Genomic DNA, 18,073 nt, shown 5'->3' on the forward strand with positions numbered 1-18,073 from the left:
GAAAGCGACATGATACTAAGGAAACTCTACGTTCAAGTTTTGCTGGCGGTGCTGATGGGTGCTGTGCTCGGCTACGTCTCGCCCGGCTTTGCAACGGAATTCAAAGTCCTCAGCGACATCTTCATTCGAATGATCAAGATGGTTCTTGCGCCCGTGATCTTCTCTACGGTGGTGCTCGGGATCGCCAAAATGGACAGCATGAAGCAGCTTGGCAGGATCGGCATCAAGTCCCTGGTCTACTTCGAAGTTGCTTCCACGTTGGCCCTGCTGATCGGACTACTGGTTGTCAATGTCATTCGGCCCGGCTCAGGGATGAACGTCGATATCTCAAGCTTAGACGCTGCAAGCGTTAGCCAATACACCCAAGCCGCTGCAAAGCAGGATGGCGTACTCGATTTCATCGTGCACACGGTGCCCCGAAGCGTGGTGGATGCTTTTGCGCGAGGTGACATTCTGCAAATCTTGTTCTTTGGTGTGCTCTTTGGCGTTGGGCTTTCGCAGATTGGGCCAGCGGCGGGTCCTGCCGTGGTTTTCATGGAGAGCTTTTTGGCGGCGGTCTTTCGCATAGTGTCGATGATCATGCGTCTCGCTCCGCTGGGGGCCTTCGGTGCCATGGCTTTCACGATCGGCGCCTATGGCATCGGAAGCCTTCTGTCGCTCGGCAAGGTCCTTCTTTCCGTCTATCTGACTTGTGGCTTGTTTGTTGGACTTGGCTTCGGCGTCGTTGCCTATTTTTCCGATTTCAGCCTCTGGAAGTTCTTGAAATTCATCCGCGACGAAATATTCACGGTGGCGGGGACCTGTTCATCGGAATCGGTCCTGCCGCAAATTATGCGGAAACTCGAAGCCGCCGGTGTACCGAAACCGGTTGTCGGTTTGGTGGTTCCCGGTGGGCTAAGCTTCAATGCCGATGGAAGCGCAATTTACTTCACCATTGCCGCGATGTTCATCGCCCAGGCGACGAACACCCCTTTGAACTTCGCTCAGCAGTTGACCATCCTCGGTGTCCTGATGCTCACCTCAAAGGGTTCAGCGGGTGTCGCGGGTGCCGGGTTTGTAACCTTGGCTGCTACGCTAGCGTCGATGCATACCATTCCCATTGAGGGCCTGGTTCTTTTGCTTGGCGTCGACCGATTCATGGCAGAAGCAAGGTCGGTCACAAATACCATCGGCAACGCAGTCGGAGCTGTTGCGGTTGCTGCCTGGGACGGCTGTCTTGATCGGAACAAGCTTGCCCTAGCACTCGACGGCAAGGTCAGTGTTTCAGAAACCAGCGTGCCCGATCACGAACTCGAAGTTCCTTTCGAGCGACCCCCCTCATTCAAGACCGTCTAATTTTGCGTCTAAGAGCGCCGGCGTGCGGCGTTTTTAGACGCAAATTTTCCTATTCAAGGGACCTTGATGAGGCAGAAGGACTATCATGGAATTCAGAATATCGGCGCGGGCCGTCCTGGCCCTCAATACACAAGCGGATGGGTTTTGTAACCGGCCGTATTGCACCCTTTCCAGCGAAAAGGTTCAACATTACTCGGGCCTTCATTATCGAAATGCGCGAAGTTACTGTGTGATTTCCACTACCACGCGGCCACGAATTTTCCCCGCGACTATGTCTTCCGCAATCTGTGGCAGAGCCGACATAGGCTCGACACGCGTCAACGACTCGATATGCTGCGGACTTAGGTGCCGGTTGAGGGTTTCCCAGGCGCGCGCTCGTTTCGCCATGGGCGCCATGACGGAATCGATGCCGAGCAGCGCCACGTTGCGCAGGATATGCGGCAAGACCGTCGCCGGCAGATCGGCGCCGCCGGCAAGACCGCAAGCGGCGACCGCCCCGCCATAGACCGTCTGAGACAACACGTTGGCAAGCGTCGTCGAGCCGACGGAATCGATTGCGCCCGCCCAGCGCTCTTTCTGCAGCGGGCCGCCCTTCTCGCTGAGCGTCGCGCGGTCGATAAAATCCGTGGCGCCGAGTGAGGCAAGATAATCATGGGTTTCCGGCCGACCCGTCGAGGCCGTCACCCTGTAGCCCTTGTTGGCAAGCAGGCTCACGGCGACTGAGCCGACGCCGCCGGCAGCACCTGTGACCAACACCTCCCGATCGTCGACGCCGATCGTTCCCCAATCCTCCAGGGCATTGACACAAAGGGCGGCGGTATAGCCGGCCGTTCCGATCGCCATGGCCTGTTCCAGGGAGAATTCGGGCGGCAGCGCGATCAGCCATTCCGCCTTGACCCGCTGGTATCGGGAATAACCACCCCATTCGGTCTCGGAGAGGCCCCAGCCATTCAGAATGACCTTGTCACCCGCAACCCATTTGTCCGAGCGCGACTCGACGACAACACCGGCAAGATCGATACCGCCAACCATCGGCGTGCGGCGCGCAATCTTCCCCTTGCCGGAAATGGCCAGACCGTCCTTGTAGTTGACCGTGGAAAACGCAACTTCGACCAGAACGTCATGGTCGGGCAGATCGGCCAGGGTCAGCTGTCGGAAGCCGGCCTGCTGTTTGCCATCAACCGTATCGATCACCATTGCCGTAAAAGAATCTGACATGGAATTCCCTTGACCTTCAGTGCTTCCGAGGATGTGAACCGACCGGGTTCAGGACTACGCCTGCTCGCTCGCCCGGCGGCTGCGCGCATCGAGCGCGGCGCTATAGCTGTCGCGCACATAGGCGAGGAGATTTGTGAGCGCCGCCGTTGCTTCGCCGACATCGCGATTGCTCAGCGCCTCATGGATCTGCTGGTGGAAAGCAACGACCTGGCGGCGCTCGCGCACCCTGAAGACGATCATGTTCGTGATCGGAATGAAGGATTCGATCACGATATACATCATCAGTTTCAAGGGGCCGTTGCCGGTCGAGTCGACCAGAGCGCGATGGAAGCGCACATCGGAAGCACAGAAATCTTCATCGCTGATGTCTTGATCCCGTTGCAAGGCGATCTCGGCAGCCATGGCCTGCAATCCCTCCTCGCTGCGGTTTTCGCAGGCAAGCCGGCAGCAGATGGTTTCCGTCTCCAGCCTGGCGGCAATGATCTCGTCGATATCGAAAGCGCCGATGCCGACGAGAAGTGTCGCGGCACCAGTAATCGCCTTCGACAGCCCCTCCGGATCGGGTCGCATCACGAAATTGCCGCCGAGGGGGCCGCGACGCGAATGAATGAGGTTCTGCGCCGCCAGACGCTTCAACGCCTCGCGCACCGTCGGGCGCGAAATTCCAAAACTCCGGGCAAGATCCTCTTCCGTCGGCAAGCGCTCGTCGATCTTCAGGCGCCCGTCCAGGATCGCGGACTTGATATTCTCGGCGACCTGCTTGGCAATGCCGGATCTTACCACTTCGTCATATCTAAGATTCATAGAGCTCCATCCTTCGCTCGAAAATATTGATGCCATGCCTTCATCGAAAAGGCTATAGGTATTTAAATATAGGTTTGACAAATATCGGATAGGCGATAACCTGCCCTCGATCCAGATAACCAGGGGAACAGAATGGGCGGATCGATCGACCGGGCGCTCGCCGCTCATCCCTTATCTGCGCCGTCTTTGCGGCTCTCGGAATTGCTGGCCCGCCTCAACGACAGGCTGGACAAGAACGCCGTTGTCGTCGGCCCGGATGTCGGTGAGGCCTATTGCGCGGACGCGACAGACGAGCGCGGCGTACGGCCGGCCGTCCTGTTTCGCCCCAGGGATACCGCGTCGGTGTCGGCCATTCTTTCCGCATGCGACGCCCTTCGCCAGCCTGTCGTCGTGCAAGGCGGACGCACTGGTCTTGCAGGGGCCGCGCGACCTATGGCCGGCGAAGTTGCGCTGTCCCTCGAGCGCATGAGTGCGATCGAGCCCGTTAACGAGGATGCCGGCACTGTGATCGCCCATGCCGGCGCGACCCTGCAGGCCGTTCAGGAGGCCGCAGCCAGCCACGGCTTCCTATTCGGCGTGGATATCGGCGCGCGCGGCACCTCCACCATCGGTGGCAACATCGCCACCAATGCCGGCGGCATTCGCGTCCTGCGCTACGGCATGTATCGCGCCCAGGTTCTTGGCCTGGAGGCCGTTATGGCGGACGGCTCGGTGCTGACCAGCCTCAAAGGCCTTTCGAAGGACAATTCGGGTTTCGATCTCAACCAGATCTTCATCGGCAGCGAAGGTACGCTCGGCGTCGTAACCCGTGCCTGTCTGCGTCTTCATCCGAAGCCACAGTCACTGGCAAACGCATTTTGCGCACTTCCTTCGCTCAGCGCGGCCATCGCTCTCCTGCGGCGTCTGCGCCAAAGGTTGGGACCTTCCCTCTCCGCTTTCGAAGTCATCTTCCCCGCCGTCTACGCCGGCGTTCTCAACCGCACCGGCGCGCCGCCGCCTGTGCCGGCGGGCGCTGGAATGTATGCGCTCATCGAGATGCAGGGACAGGACGAAGCGGGCGACGAGGAACGTTTCGCCGCCGTGCTGATGGAATGCTACGAGGAAGGCATCGTCAGCGATGTCGCGGTTTCCCGCTCGCCGCGCGACTACCATGCCATCTGGGCTTTGCGCGAGGCGGCGAGCGAGTTTATTTTCAGCATGGACCATGTCGCGGGCTTCGACGTCAGCCTGCCCATTTCCGCGATGCAGCGGTTCCTGGACAGAGCCACGGCCGAAATCGCGAATGTGGATCCCACGGCTTCCATCTATGTTTTCGGTCACCTCGGTGACGGCAATCTGCATTTCCTCGTTCGCACACATCACTATGACCGCGTCGCGGACACGACATACTCCTGTGTCGCCAGCGAAGGCGGATCGATATCGGCCGAGCATGGCATTGGCCTCGAAAAGAAGAAGTGGCTGGCGCTCGTTCGCAGCCCGACGGAGATGGCCGCCATGCGCCGTCTCAAATCGGCGTTCGATCCCAATAACATCCTCAATCCCGGCCGCGTTTTCGACATGGAACCCGCAATGCCGGCGGAGCGCTCATAAATGTCCACTCTGCCCGTTGCCGCACACTCTGAAGATCGGTCCAAGGCCTCCGCAGCGACGACACCCAGCCTCGATGACCGCTACACGCTCGATCGGGGAAGCATCCTCGTTTCCGGCACGCAGGCGCTCGTTCGCCTGCCGATGATCCAGCGTCAGCGCGACGTTGCGCGCGGATTGAACACCGCCGGCTATGTCTCCGGATATCGCGGTTCGCCACTTGCCAGCTTCGACCGCGAAATGGCGCGCGCGAAGAAATATCTCGACGACCATCACGTCCGCTTCCAGCCCGGCCTCAATGAAGACATGGCCGCCACAGCCGTTTGGGGCACGCAGCAGACGGCGATGTTTCCGGGCGCACGCTATAATGGTGTCTTCGCCATGTGGTACGGCAAGGGACCTGGTGTCGACCGCAGCATGGACGTGATCCGTCACGCCAACGCCGTCGGCACCAATCCGAATGGCGGCGTTTTGCTACTTGTCGGAGACGATCACGGTGCCGTTTCGTCGACCCTGCCGCACCAGAGCGAGCATAATCTGATCTCCGCGATGGTACCGCTGCTGTCGCCGGCCGGTGTCGGAGAATACATCGACTATGGATTGCTCGGCTGGGCGCTCAGCCGCTATTCCGGCGCCTGGGTCGGCTTCAAATGTCAGACGGAGATCGTCGAATGCACCGCGACGGTCGAACTCGATCCCGTTCGACCTGCCATCATCTATCCCGACGGCAGTGGCGACCTCTCATTGCGATGGCCGGATGGCCCGCACGCGATGGAACGGCGGCTGGAAAACAAGATGGAGGCGATAAACGCCTTCGCCCGTCAAAACGGCATCGACAGAACGGTCTGGGGCAACACTGCCGGCAAAGCGAGGCTCGGCATCGTTTCGACCGGGAAATCATGGCTCGATCTTATGGGCGCGCTGGCAAGCCTTGGCATTGACGAGCGCCGGGCCGGCGAACTCGGCATCCGGCTTTACAAGATCGGCATGGTCTGGCCGATCGAACCGGAAGGCCTGCAACGGTTCGCCTCCGGCGCCGAAACCCTGTTGGTGATCGAGGAAAAGCGCGCGGTCATCGAAGACCAGGTCAAGGCTCAGCTTTTCAATATGGATTCCGACCGGCGCCCAAAGGTCTGCGGTAAATTCGCCGTAGATGGCAAACCGCTCTTGTCCGCAGCCGGCGAAATCAATGCGGTCGCGGTCGCCAGGGCGATTATCTCGGTCATCGGAGAGGATCACGCCGACCTGCTGGCGAGATCGCGCGATATACAGGCCATCCTCGCGGCAAATGCCGCGGAAACGCCCGCGCTGAAACGCGACCCCTATTTCTGCTCGGGCTGTCCGCACAGCGTTTCCACGCGACTGCCCGAGGGAAGTCGCGCATCAACCGGCATCGGCTGTCATATGATGGTGATCGGGCTGGAAGAGCGCAACACCTCGACGTTTACCCAGATGGGCGGCGAAGGCGGCGCGTGGATCGGCCTTTCCCAGTTCACGGACGAGAAGCACATCTTCGTCAACATGGGTGACGGCACCTATTTCCATTCCGGGCTGCTTGCGATCCGCGCCGCGATTGCCGCCAAGGTCAACGCCACCTACAAGATCCTCTATAATGATGCCGTTGCCATGACCGGCGGCCAGAAGCATGACGGCGAAGTCTCCGTTCCCGGCATTGTCGGGCAGATGCTCGCTGAAGGAGCGGCCCGGGTCGCCGTCGTCGCCGAGCGCCCCGAAGTCTGGCAAGGCAATCTGCCGCGCGGCGTTACGGTCAACCATCGCGACGAACTCGATGCAGTGCAGCGCGAACTACGCGAAGTGCGGGGTGTTACCGTCCTCGTCTACGATCAGGTCTGCGCCGCCGAAAAACGGCGCCGGCGCAAGCGGGGCGCGTTGGCCGCCTCCGACAAGCGCGCCTTCATCAACGAACTCGTCTGCGAGGGCTGCGGCGATTGCTCCGCGGTTTCCAATTGCATCTCCATCGAGCCACAGGAAACGGAGTTCGGCCGCAAGCGGCGGATCAACCAGTCGAGTTGCAACACCGATCTTTCCTGCATCAAAGGCTTCTGTCCGAGCTTCGTCACCGTCGAGGGCGGCACCATCCGCAAGCCGGCGGCAAAGGCGGGCAAGGCAAGCTTCGATGACCTCCCTCTTCCGGCCATCCAACCGATCACCGACCGTCCCTACAACATGATGCTCGCCGGCATCGGCGGGACGGGCGTCATCACCGTCAGCGCCATAGTGTCGATGGCCGCTCACATGGACGGCCTTGCCGTGCAGACCCTCGACCAGACCGGCCTCGCTCAGAAAAATGGGGCCGTTATTTCGCACCTGCGGGTCGCACGGACGCGAGAGCAGATCACGTCCGTGCGTATCGGACCGGGCGAAAGCGATCTGGTCCTCGGCTTCGATATCGTCGTGTCCGCGGCGCAGAACGCCCTGTCCACATTCGCCGTCGGCCGGACCAGGGCCGTTCTTGACGATCATTTCGCGCCGACCGCTTCGTTTGTGCAGAACACCGCGATCGACTTTCGGCAGGAAGCAACGTTGAAGGCCTTGCGCAGGGCGGCTGGTGACAATGCCATCAGCCTTATCGCCGCGACAAAACTGGGGGCGGCCCTGATGGGCGACGCGATCGCCGCCAACATGTTCCTGCTTGGGCATGCCTGGCAGCGTGGACTTGTGCCAATCCGCCTTGAGGCAATCGATGCGGCGATCGAACTCAATGGCACGGGCATTGCGATGAACCGCGCAGCCTTTGGCTGGGGCCGTCGTTCCGTCGTCGATCCGGAAGCTGTTAAACAAGCCGCCGCGGTCGACCTGGACGAAGCGCCGGCCAAGCAGACGCTGGACGACCTCGTCGCCAAGCGCATCGAGTTCCTGACGCACTACCAGAACACTGCATATGCAGCAAAATACCGCAAGCTGGTGACGACCGCCCGCAATGCCGAAGCCCGAGCGAAGCTCGGAGAGGATTTTTCCGAAGCCGTGGCGCGCAATGCCTTCAAGCTCATGGCTTATAAGGACGAATATGAAGTGGCTCGTCTCCACAACGCCCGGAGCTTCAAGGACAAGATCGCCGCACAGTTCGAAGGCGATTTCGAGATCAAGCATCATCTGGCGCCGCCGCTCTTTTCCCGAAGGATCGACAAGCGCACCGGCAACCCGGCAAAGATTGCCGTCAGCCGCAAGCTGATTTCACCGGCGTTCTCCGTGCTGGAGAAATTGCGCTTCCTTCGCGGCACGCCGCTTGATCCCTTCGGCTACACGCATGAGCGACGTACCGAGCGCAAGTTGGTCGCCGACTACACGGCACTGATCAACGGCCTCTCAGCGAACCTGTCGCCGGGAAACCAGCAGCGCGCCATCGCGCTCGCCCAACTCCCTGATCAGATCAGGGGATTTGGTCCGGTCAAATCAGCATCGATAGAGCGTTTCGAAAAGAACAAGGCGGCCCTGTTGATGCAGGCATCGAGCACTGCATCGCAACCGGCTGACACCAGCGTAAAGAGGAACAGCATATGAGCATGACCGAGAGCTTCGAGACCATCCTCTATGACAAGGATGAACAGGACAAGTTCGCGACGATCACCATCAATCGGCCGGACAAGCTCAATGCGATGAACAAGACGACGGTGCGCGAGATCGACCGTGCCGTTGCGCTTGCTGTCGCCGACAAGGACGTCAACGCGCTGGTGATCACCGGTGCCGGCCGCGCGTTTTCGTCTGGTTACGATCTGCAGGGCGCAGACTATGACGTCGGCATCGAGGATTGGCATGCCGACATGTCGGAAAATGCCCAGGCGCTTCTGAATATCTGGAAAGCTCCAATCCCCGTCATCGCCTCGGTGAACGGTTATGCGCTTGCCGGCGCTCTCGAACTCGTCATGTCGTGCGATCTTGCGATCGCCGCCGACAACGCCAAATTCGGCGAGCCGGAAGTCAGGCACAATTCCGGTCCGCCTGCCCTCTTCATGCCGTGGCTGCTGGCCACCCGCGATGTCCGCTGGCTGATGTACACCGGTGACCTGGTGGACGCGGAAGAGGCGCTGCGCATGCACCTGATCAACAAAATCGTGCCCGCCGATCAACTCAAGCAGAAGACCGAGAACCTGGCGCGCAAGCTGGCGCGGATGCCGGTTCCGGCGATCAAATTCGCCAAGTCCTCCATCAACAACCAGCAGATCGCTGCCGGCCTGATGACATCCTTCGATTACAACGTGCACGCCATCGCCGCCCTCCATGTCAGCAAGGACGGGCAGGAATGGATGCGCAATCTTCAGAAGATGTCGCTGAAGGAATATCTCGAATTTCGCGACGCACCCTTCAAGGGGCTCGACTGACATCATCTCCCTCGTTGGCAGGCCGTCGAGCCGCCACGACAACATGGCCATGTTCACTCCGGAAAGGATCAGACAATGCAGACGGCGCCATCCTCAACGCGGGACATGGACAGCATTCCGGTCATAGATATCTCGCCTTTCATCCATCGAACCAACGGCAGCGATACCGTCGTCAAGGCGATCGAGGCGGCCTGCCGCGAAACCGGCTTCTTCCTGATCACCGGACATGGTGTGTCCACGGAGGCGACCGCGCAGCTTTACAATCTTGCCCGCGATTTCTTCGACGAACCGCAGGACTGGAAGAAGAAGCAAGGCCGGGGAACCTCGTTAAAGGGGGGCGTCGCTTTCTCCCCCATCGCGGACGAAGCGCTGAGCGCCACGCTGGGGATAAAGACGCCTGGGGACTACAAGGAAAGCCTGAATTTCGGCCCGCGCCTTCCGGGCGATGTCTGGCCTACGGTACCACAAGGATTACAGGCTGCCTTCAGCGCCTATTTTGCCGAGATGGAGACGCTCGCAGGTCATCTGCGGCGCGCATTCTGCCAGGCGATCGGGCTTGCGCCCGATTACTTCGAGCCGGCCTTTGTCGACCACCTTTCTGCACTCCGTGTCATCAACTATCCGGAACAACAGGAAAGCCCGCTGCCCGGCCAGTTGCGGGCAGGCGTCCACACCGATTACGGCTTCATGACCATTCTGCGCTCGGAGGCATCGCCGGGAGGGCTCCAGGTCCGCAGGCGTGACGGCGAATGGCTGGATGCGCCGAACGTCGACGGCGCCTATGTCGTCAATATCGCCGATGCCTTCATGCGCTGGACCAATGACGAATGGCTTTCGACGCCGCATCGGGTCGCCAATCCACCCGGCCATTTCAAGGGAACGACACGGCGTCAATCCATTCCCTTCTTTGTCAATCCGTCGAAAGAGACGCTCATCGAATGCCTGCCACCCTTTGCGGCAAAGGCGCCGGCGAAATACACGCCGATTACCTACGGAGACTATATCGCGCTGAAGACAAGCCAGGCCTTCAGCAAATCCTGAACGCAAGAAGCGAAACATCGCCTGCCGCACCAGCACCACCGACACGCAGCATAACAAGGGGAACCGAGATGATGAATATGAACAGGCGGCAGCTTCTTGCCGGAATGGGCGGCCTTGCCGCAGCAAGCATGATCAGCCTTCCTGCACGCGCGCAAAGCAAGACGCTCGTCGTGCCGACGCTCGGCGGCGCCTGGGAGCAGTTCTGGCGCTCGACGCTGGCACCAGCATTTACGGCAAAGAGCGGTGCCGCGGTAAAACTCGATGCCGGCAACGGCCGTGTCTGGAGCGCCAACCTGCGAGCGGCGGGCGCTGAAAATCCACCCTATTCGATCCTGATGACCAACGAGGCCTTCGCCTCCAGCCTGCGCAAAGAGGGTTTCTTCGAGAAGCTCGATCTGACGAAACTGTCGAACTACAGCGATCTCTATCCCCTTGCGAAGAAGACGGATGGTTGGGGTGCCGTGGCGATGGTCTCGCCGATCGGCATCGCCTACCGCACCGATATGGTCAAAACCCCGCCGAAGGGATGGAAGGATCTCTGGGAAAACCCGGAATTCAAGGGTCGCATCGGCCTCTACAACTTCGCCAATACGGCCGGCAAGATGGAACTGATGCTGGCATCGAAGATCTTCGGCAAGGATCAATACGACGTCGATGCCGGCTTCAAGGCGCTGGAAAAGCTCGGGCCTGTCATACAGGCGGACTTCAATCTGTCGACGGGCATTGCAGCCGGTGAATTCGTGGTTGCGCCCTTCGACTTCGGCGAAGTGGCGCGCCTGCGCGCACAGGGGCTGCCGATCGACGTCGTCGTTCCCGAAGAGGGCATGCTGATGTTCGACCAGACGCTGAATATCCTTGCCCACGCCCCGGAAAAGGAACTCGCCTACCAATATGCCGACTTCCTGCTTTCTCCGGAGGGGCAGATACCGCTCATGAATCAGTTCTTCGTCTCCCCCACCAATTCCAAGGTGGTGGTCCCGGCCGATCTGCAAAAGGATGTGCCGATCTCCGGCGAGGCCATGGACAAGATCCTCACATGGGATTGGAATTTCATGAACCAAAAGCAGGCCGAATTCTCGGAGACCTGGGCAAAGGTCATGCGCTAGACGCGCCCTGACGATCCTCCCGCTACTGCCGGCCCGCCTCCATGCGGTCCGGCTGCTTTCTCGACATGGTGGCACGGCCACGATCGCCGCTGGCAGAATTTGGAAGATCGATCATGACAGAGGTGAGCATCGAAGCGCTGACCAAGCACTATGGGGCATCTCTTGCGGTAAACGGCATTTCCGTGAAAATCGCAAAGGGGGAGTTCATCTCCCTTCTTGGCCCTTCCGGCTGCGGCAAGACAACCACGCTGAAAATGATAGCCGGCTTCGAGGACGCTACATCAGGCGCGATCCGTTTCGATGGGCAGGACGTCGTGCATGTGCCTGCCGAAAAACGCGACATCGGAATGGTCTTCCAGAACTACGCCCTGTTTCCGCATATGACCGTCGCGCAGAACCTGGCGTTCGGACTGGAGATGCGCCGCAGACCGAAGCGCGAGATCGCCGAGCGCACCGCCCGTGTTCTCGACATGGTGCAGCTCTCCGGTTATGCGGACCGCTATCCGCGCCAGCTTTCCGGCGGACAGCAACAACGCGTCGCCCTTGCTCGAGCGCTGGTGATCGAACCTCGAATTCTCCTGCTCGACGAGCCGCTTGCCAACCTCGACGCCAAGCTGCGCGAGGAGATGCGCGTCTTTATCCGCGATCTTCAGAAGCGGGTTGGCATCACCACCGTTTACGTGACCCACGATCAGGCCGAGGCAATGACCATGTCGGACCGTGTCGTGGTCATGTTTGGCGGGCAGATCGCCCAATATGGCGCGCCAGCCGATATTTATGATCGGCCGGCGAGCCTCGAAGTCGCGCAGTTCGTGGGGCAGGTCAACATCCTGTCCGGTCGGCTGCTCTCCACCGAAGCAAACGATATCTCGGTCATCAATACCGCTCTCGGCACGGTCAGGATCGGCAATGCGCCGAGGTCGACCGATGGAACGATGACACTGGTGCTGCGCCCCGAGGCTGTCGAACTGTTTCCGGAAAGCGCGGGGCAGACAGGCACCCCGGCCACCATCACAGCGAGCTATTATTCGGGCAGCCTGATCGACTATCGGCTGGCGCTCGACAGCGGCGACACCATCAATGTTCAGACTTTCCCCCGCAGCCGTTTCTCTCCGGGCGACCGTGTCACCGTCAAGGTCGATGGCGATCGCTTCTGGGCGCTCGGAGCTGCCGCATGAGCCTTCGAGCGAAATCTCTGAAGCCCTTTGCCTTGATCGCCCCGGCTGTTCTGCTGCTCGGCGTCTTCCTGGTATTGCCTTACATCAACATCCTGGTCATGAGCCTGCGCAATCCGGGGAGCGGGACGCCCTATGCGCCCGGCTTCACCCTCTCAAACTATCTCAGGCTCTTTGCCGACAGCTTTTACCTGGAGCAGACCGCAAACACGTTGATGATCGGTTTCATCACCACCTCTGTCTGCCTTCTCCTCGGCTTCCCCGTCGCTTGGCAGCTAGCGAAGACCCAAATGCGTTTTCGTGGCCTGGCTTATGGCCTCGTGCTGTCACCGCTTCTCGTCGGCATCGTGATCCGCAGCTATGGCTGGACGATCCTGCTCGGCAACAATGGCATGATAAACCGCACCCTGATCGGCTTCGGCCTGATCGATCGCCCGCTTGGCCTAATGTACAACTCTCTTGGGATCGTGATTGCCCTGGTGCACGTCTTCCTGCCCTTTATGATCCTGCCGCTCATGAGCGCGCTACAGGGCGTAGACCCGTCGATCGAAGCGGCCGCCCGCTCGCTGGGGGCCGGACGCATCACAGCCTTCAGACGAATTGTTCTGCCGCTGGCTATGCCCGGCATACAGGCCGGCTGCATACTGGTCTTTGTCCTGTCGCTCAGCGCCTACGTCACACCGTCCCTGATCGGCGGCCTGCGCGTAAAGACGATGGCGGTCAGTGTCGTCGACGCCCTTATCGATACGTTCCAATGGCCCTTCGGCTCGGCCATGGCGCTGATCCTGTCTCTCACCGGGGCGATGGTGGTGATGCTGTTTGCAAGGCTCACCCGCATGAAATGGAAGGCCAACTGATGTCCAGGCACCTCCTCACCGGCTATTGCCTGCTGATCTATGCCTTTCTACTGCTGCCGATCCTCGTGGTCGTCGGCGCCTCCTTCAATGCAGGCGCCTTCCTGACGTTCCCGCCACAGGGACTTTCATTTCGCTGGTATGTCGTGTTCTTTCACAATGAAGTCTTCCTCAGCGCGATCAAGACATCGCTCTGGGTGGCCGCGGTCTCGACGGTGATCTCCTCGATCATCGGCACGATGGCCGCTATCTTCTATGTCCAGCATGCCGGACGCTGGAAGGAAAGCATCCGGCTCGCCATGCTCCTTCCGCTGTTGCTGCCGGAAGTGCTGACGGCCATCTCGCTGTTGTTCTTCGTCTACTCGATAGGCATGGGCACACGAACGATCGCGGCAATGATCGTGGGCCATTGCCTGATTACACTTCCCTTCGTCTTCATCAACGTTTGTGCGGCCATGGAGTCCTACGAACCGTCCTGGAGCCTGGCGGCCAAGAGCCTTGGTGCGGGACCCATGACGCGGTTTCGCCGCATCATGTTGCCGCTGATCAAGCCCGGCGTGATTGGCGGATGCCTGTTCGCCTTCATCATATCCTTTGACACGTTCACCATATCCTTCATGCTGAAGAACGTGGGAACCGCCACGCTTCCAATCCAGCTCTACGACTATCTGCGCACGAATTTCACACCGGAGGCCGCCGCCGTATCGACGGTCTCAATCGTGCTGACCTTGTTCATCGTCATCTTGTCGGAGAAAGTGCTGGGCCTTCGCATTCACCGCTTCTGATGAGCTCTTTGGTAGAGGATGATCTGAACCCTTCAAACTGGACTCTTTTTCGTCAATGTTTTCCAGCCTCCCTTTGCAGCGCCGACCAAAGCCATGCTTTTTACGGCAAGCTCACCTGTTCGAACGGCTGCAAGGTCCCCGGCGGACGGCGGGAGGCAGCCATTGCGGCAGTGGAGAAGGGCCCAGAACATCTGACTGAGCCCCCAAGCGCAAGCAAATCGGTGGACTCTGCTGCTGCCGCAGCCCCGCGTCGAATTTCAGGGGGTCGCATCCGTCGCCCTTCGAGCCTCGTAGGCTTTAAGCCCAATGAAGACAGTCCGGAGAACCGGAAGTGCAGCCGCGCTTGGAGATCGTGCGATCAAGTCCCCGATGATGTGGTCTGCTTCGATGCGTCCCTTCGCCTCGATGTCCCTGAGCATGGACGCCGTCATAGGCGACGCCTCCGCCGTCAGCATGGCGAGCGTTCTTTGTTTGAATTCCAGAGTGGGGGCATGACCGTTTGCTGCCGCAATCGCGCTGCATTCTTCAACCAGCTGCTCGATCAGGGCCGACCCGTTTGCCTCGACGATATCACCGATAGCAGCCCGCATCAGTGTGGTAATCCCGGCACTTGACGCGATGAATACCCATTTCTGCCACATCTCCTGTTCGATCTGATCCGACTGGTGAACATTGAATACAGCACCCGTTAGTGCTTCAAGCACCTCTGCCGCTTCAGTCGTGGGATTTTCTGTCCGGGGGCCGAACACCAGGCTCTGAAGCTCGCCCATGTGGACTATGCCGCCGTCATGATCGAGCGTGGTTGAGATCATGCATTGCCCACCATACACGCGATCGGCTCCGAACTTTGCGTCCAGCACATCAAGATGTCTCATGCCATTGATGAGCGGCAGAATGACCGTTTTGGGACCGACGGCGGGTGATAGGGAAAAGACCGCATCCTCAAGGTCATAAGCCTTGCAGCTGAGGATTATGAGATCGTACGGCTCTGACACTTCAGAGGCAAGCAAGGTCGTCGGCCGTTCGATATGCAGGTCACCCGCATTGCTCTTGATGTTCAGACCTTTTTCCCTGAGAAGCTCTGCCCGTTTCTCGCGGACCAGGAAAGTGACATCCCTCCCGGCTTCGTGAAGCCGGCCCCCGAAATATCCGCCAATGCTACCAGCACCGATGACCAGAATACGCATGCACTATCTCCTCGGGCGGCGCCCGGTTGCAGAAGGATTTCGTTGCCGATCAAAGCGCCGATATTGTGCTGACGGCGAGATTGTCGTCTCTGAGGCGGATAGCCCTATCGGACCCAAACTCTTTTTCGAAGGTGGCCTGAGCCGCATTCCAAACCGGAACAGCTTGATCGAGCTTGGCTTTTCCTTGGGTCGTGAGGTTAAAGACATGACCCCGCTCACCTTTAGCCCGGCTAGCCGTCACCAGGCCTTCGATCTGAAGGGGTTTGAGATTACGCAGGAGGGTTGTCCTCTCCATGACCATGATCTCGCCGAGATCGCTGACCCTTATGTTCGGATGATTGTCAATGACGCTCATCAGGGAGAACTGTGAGATTGTCATCCCGACCGGTCGAAGGGCCGCATCGTATAATCGTGTAATTTGCCTCGAGCCCCTTCGTAAGGCGAGGCAGTGGCACGTGTCGTAACCTGGTAACTGTGTCATGAAACTTTTCTAACTGTGTATTTACACACTGTCAATTGATCGCTAGATCTGATCGCTCATGCGCACAAAAAATGCGCTGAACTGTGTAACTACACATATGGAGCCCTACGATGACCGAGACAACCGGCGCCAAGCGCCACCCATTCCTCGAAGATCTTGCGGATGACGTCGTGCTGACCAGTAATACGCTCCGCGAGCCCGTGATCGGAAAGGATGCCGTCCTGCGGATTATCAGGGCAGGGGCCGGGATCTATGAGAAGCAGACCACCACCTACATCAAGCGTATCGACGATTCACGCACCCTTTTGGAATACGATGCTGATCTTGTTGGCGGACGAACCGTCCACGCGGTCGTGGTCATCGACTGGAACGAGGACAACAAGGCCCAGAAGCTGAACATCGGCTTCGCGCCGCTCGGCGGAGCATTGGCTTTTGCCACCCGGCTTGGTGAGCTGCTTCCTCAAGACGACCGGAAACTCGCCGTCTGAAAAAACTAGGAGGGCAAAAATTTTTGCCTCCTTAAACGCCTGCTGCGGGGTCTTTAAATGAGACCAGAACTCAAAAAAAGACCGAGGTTCCCATGACGGAAATCACATACGGCATTACGGGGGCAAGTGGTCAGCTCGCCCGGATCGCAGCCGAAGAGCTGAGGGTTGCGGGCGTCCGACCTCTTGTTCTCGGGACCCGCGACCCATCCGCACTGGGCACCACGGCGCTTGCGCAGGATGACGTCCGCCGGGTTAACTTCGACGAGCCATCGACCCTCACGAGCGGATTGGCGGGCGTCGACCGCCTGCTGATCGTGTCCACCGACCACCTCTCGGTGACTGGTGCTCGCGTAACGCAACACAGGAACGCCCTCAACGCCGCGCTCGCCGCGGGCGTCAGTCACATCGCCTACACCTCGATGCCGAACCCGGCGGAAAGTTCGGCGATCCCGTTCGCCGAGGATCACCGTATTATGGAAGCCGACCTGCAACGCAGTGGGATCGACCATACCGTCCTTCGCGTCAGCTGGTATTTCGAAAACCTTCTGCCGCTTCTTCGGCATGTCGCATCGACCGGGACGTGGTTCTCGGCGGCAGGCGACGGCCGAATTTCGTTTGTGGCGAGATCCGATGCGGGCCGAGCGGCAGCCCGGGCCTTGCTCCGCGCAGAAGGCGGCGTCGTTGACCTTACCGGACCGGCCTATCAGACGACGCGGGAAATCGCCGGGATCCTCTCTGACTTCGTGGGGAGGACTATCCAGGTGGTCGATGCCAAGCCGTCAGAGCTACCTGGCCTGTGGACGGCCGCAGGACTTCCACCTTCCTACGTCGCGACCTTGGCCATGACCGATGCGAGCCAGCGTGACAGCAGGTTCTCTGATGTCTCAGGGGCGGTCGTCGAACTAACGGGCCACGAGCCTCTAGGCTGGCATGACTTCCTCTCCGCCAACCTGGAGCACCTGCTTGCGAGCGCCGTGCACTGAATCAAACCAGATCCCAATCGTTGAAAAGGAATACCCATGTCCATCGTACAGTCCATGGAATGGCGCTACGCAACCAAGAAGTTCGCGCCTGAGACGCTCACCGATATCGAAGTGAACGACCTTCTGGAGTTGGTTCGGCTCGCGCCGTCGTCATATGGTCTTCAGCCCTACAAGTTCATCGTCGTGAAAGACGCAGCACTGCGCGAGACCTTGCGAGCCGCTGCCTTCAACCAGCCGCAGGTGGTTGAAGCTTCCCATCTTCTCGTTATTGCCTCCGAAACGGATGTTAACGAGAACACTGTGGCACGATTTATCGATAACGCGGCCAAGACCCGTTCGGTTGACCGTTCCGCGCTCAAGCCGCGCGAGGACTTCATCAACAACTACCTCGCTCCGTTTACGAAGGACATGCGCAACGAGTGGGCGCAGAAGCAGGCCTATCTGGCACTGGGCGTGTTCGTAGCTGCCGCCGCGGAGGCGGGAATCGATATGTGCCCGATGGAAGGTCTCGACCGCCCGCGTATCGACGAGATCCTCGGGCTTCGCGCCCAGAACCTGACCACGGTGGCATTTGTCACGCTTGGAAAACGGTCTTCGGACGATCCGGCGGCCGCGTTCGCGAAGGTTCGCAAGCCAGCAGAACAGCTTTTCCCGGCGATCTGATCGACCTTCGCGTTCCGGAGCATGAC

General features: G+C 59.6%; 16 protein-coding genes. 12 read left to right on the plus strand and 4 right to left on the minus strand.

Annotated elements, in window-relative coordinates; all coding sequences use genetic code 11:
• The first annotated feature begins 9 nt into the window (after positions 1-9).
• Entirely contained in the window at positions 10-1,335 is a 1,326-nt protein-coding gene (gene dctA, locus ACR9ZQ_RS05085) for a C4-dicarboxylate transporter DctA (protein WP_481427093.1), read from the plus strand.
• A 222-nt stretch (positions 1,336-1,557) separates the two neighbouring features.
• On the opposite strand, the gene ACR9ZQ_RS05090 is transcribed toward dctA, so the two are convergent.
• Positions 1,558-2,553: an MDR family oxidoreductase gene (locus ACR9ZQ_RS05090; RefSeq protein WP_481427094.1), complete on the minus strand. Its 996-nt coding sequence runs from the start codon at positions 2,551-2,553 to the stop codon at positions 1,558-1,560.
• Between the two features lie 54 nt (positions 2,554-2,607).
• Entirely contained in the window at positions 2,608-3,357 is a 750-nt protein-coding gene (locus ACR9ZQ_RS05095) for a FadR/GntR family transcriptional regulator (RefSeq protein ID WP_481427095.1), read from the minus strand.
• A gap of 132 nt (positions 3,358-3,489) precedes the next feature.
• On the opposite strand from ACR9ZQ_RS05095, the gene ACR9ZQ_RS05100 reads away from it, so the two are divergent.
• From ACR9ZQ_RS05100 to ACR9ZQ_RS05135, 8 genes are all read left to right on the plus strand, one after another.
• On the plus strand, positions 3,490-4,947 hold the full coding sequence (locus ACR9ZQ_RS05100; protein ID WP_481427096.1) for an FAD-binding oxidoreductase: 1,458 nt from the start codon (positions 3,490-3,492) through the stop codon (positions 4,945-4,947).
• Complete coding sequence (locus ACR9ZQ_RS05105; RefSeq protein ID WP_481427097.1) at positions 4,948-8,466, plus strand: indolepyruvate ferredoxin oxidoreductase family protein; 3,519 nt, start codon at positions 4,948-4,950, stop codon at positions 8,464-8,466.
• On the plus strand, positions 8,463-9,284 hold the full coding sequence (locus tag ACR9ZQ_RS05110) for an enoyl-CoA hydratase-related protein (protein WP_029868258.1): 822 nt from the start codon (positions 8,463-8,465) through the stop codon (positions 9,282-9,284). The genes ACR9ZQ_RS05105 and ACR9ZQ_RS05110 overlap by 4 nt, the downstream gene beginning before the upstream one ends.
• Before the next feature lie 75 nt (positions 9,285-9,359).
• Positions 9,360-10,325, plus strand: a complete 966-nt coding sequence (locus ACR9ZQ_RS05115) for an isopenicillin N synthase family dioxygenase (protein ID WP_481427098.1) — start codon at positions 9,360-9,362, stop codon at positions 10,323-10,325.
• Between the two features lie 68 nt (positions 10,326-10,393).
• Positions 10,394-11,431 carry an ABC transporter substrate-binding protein gene (locus tag ACR9ZQ_RS05120; RefSeq protein ID WP_481427099.1) on the plus strand — a complete coding sequence of 346 codons (1,038 nt, stop codon included), beginning with the start codon at positions 10,394-10,396 and terminating at the stop codon, positions 11,429-11,431.
• A gap of 113 nt (positions 11,432-11,544) precedes the next feature.
• On the plus strand, positions 11,545-12,609 hold the full coding sequence (locus ACR9ZQ_RS05125) for an ABC transporter ATP-binding protein (RefSeq protein WP_481427100.1): 1,065 nt from the start codon (positions 11,545-11,547) through the stop codon (positions 12,607-12,609).
• The gene (locus ACR9ZQ_RS05130) at positions 12,606-13,463 is read left to right on the plus strand and encodes an ABC transporter permease (protein ID WP_481427101.1); all 858 of its coding nucleotides are present in this window, start codon (positions 12,606-12,608) and stop codon (positions 13,461-13,463) included. Before ACR9ZQ_RS05125 ends, ACR9ZQ_RS05130 begins: the two co-directional genes overlap by 4 nt.
• Positions 13,463-14,245, plus strand: a complete 783-nt coding sequence (locus ACR9ZQ_RS05135) for an ABC transporter permease (RefSeq protein WP_481427102.1) — start codon at positions 13,463-13,465, stop codon at positions 14,243-14,245. Before ACR9ZQ_RS05130 ends, ACR9ZQ_RS05135 begins: the two co-directional genes overlap by 1 nt.
• Before the next feature lie 257 nt (positions 14,246-14,502).
• Here the strand turns inward: ACR9ZQ_RS05135 and panE are convergent, their stop codons facing one another.
• Both panE and ACR9ZQ_RS05145 read right to left on the minus strand, forming a co-directional pair.
• Positions 14,503-15,432, minus strand: a complete 930-nt coding sequence (panE, locus tag ACR9ZQ_RS05140) for a 2-dehydropantoate 2-reductase (protein WP_481427103.1) — start codon at positions 15,430-15,432, stop codon at positions 14,503-14,505.
• 49 nt (positions 15,433-15,481) lie between these two features.
• A complete protein-coding gene (locus ACR9ZQ_RS05145) occupies positions 15,482-15,913 on the minus strand; it encodes a MarR family winged helix-turn-helix transcriptional regulator (protein ID WP_481427104.1) in 432 nt (143 codons plus the stop codon).
• A gap of 110 nt (positions 15,914-16,023) precedes the next feature.
• Between ACR9ZQ_RS05145 and ACR9ZQ_RS05150 the strand changes: the two genes are divergently transcribed.
• From ACR9ZQ_RS05150 to ACR9ZQ_RS05160, 3 genes are all read left to right on the plus strand, one after another.
• Entirely contained in the window at positions 16,024-16,401 is a 378-nt protein-coding gene (locus tag ACR9ZQ_RS05150) for a hypothetical protein (protein WP_481427105.1), read from the plus strand.
• A 92-nt stretch (positions 16,402-16,493) separates the two neighbouring features.
• On the plus strand, positions 16,494-17,384 hold the full coding sequence (locus tag ACR9ZQ_RS05155) for an NAD(P)H-binding protein (RefSeq protein ID WP_481427106.1): 891 nt from the start codon (positions 16,494-16,496) through the stop codon (positions 17,382-17,384).
• Between the two features lie 36 nt (positions 17,385-17,420).
• The gene (locus tag ACR9ZQ_RS05160; RefSeq protein ID WP_481427107.1) at positions 17,421-18,047 is read left to right on the plus strand and encodes an NAD(P)H-dependent oxidoreductase; all 627 of its coding nucleotides are present in this window, start codon (positions 17,421-17,423) and stop codon (positions 18,045-18,047) included.
• The last annotated feature ends 26 nt before the right edge of the window (positions 18,048-18,073 follow it).

The sequence above is a fragment of the Rhizobium sp. KNZ14-9A genome (assembly GCF_056755015.1).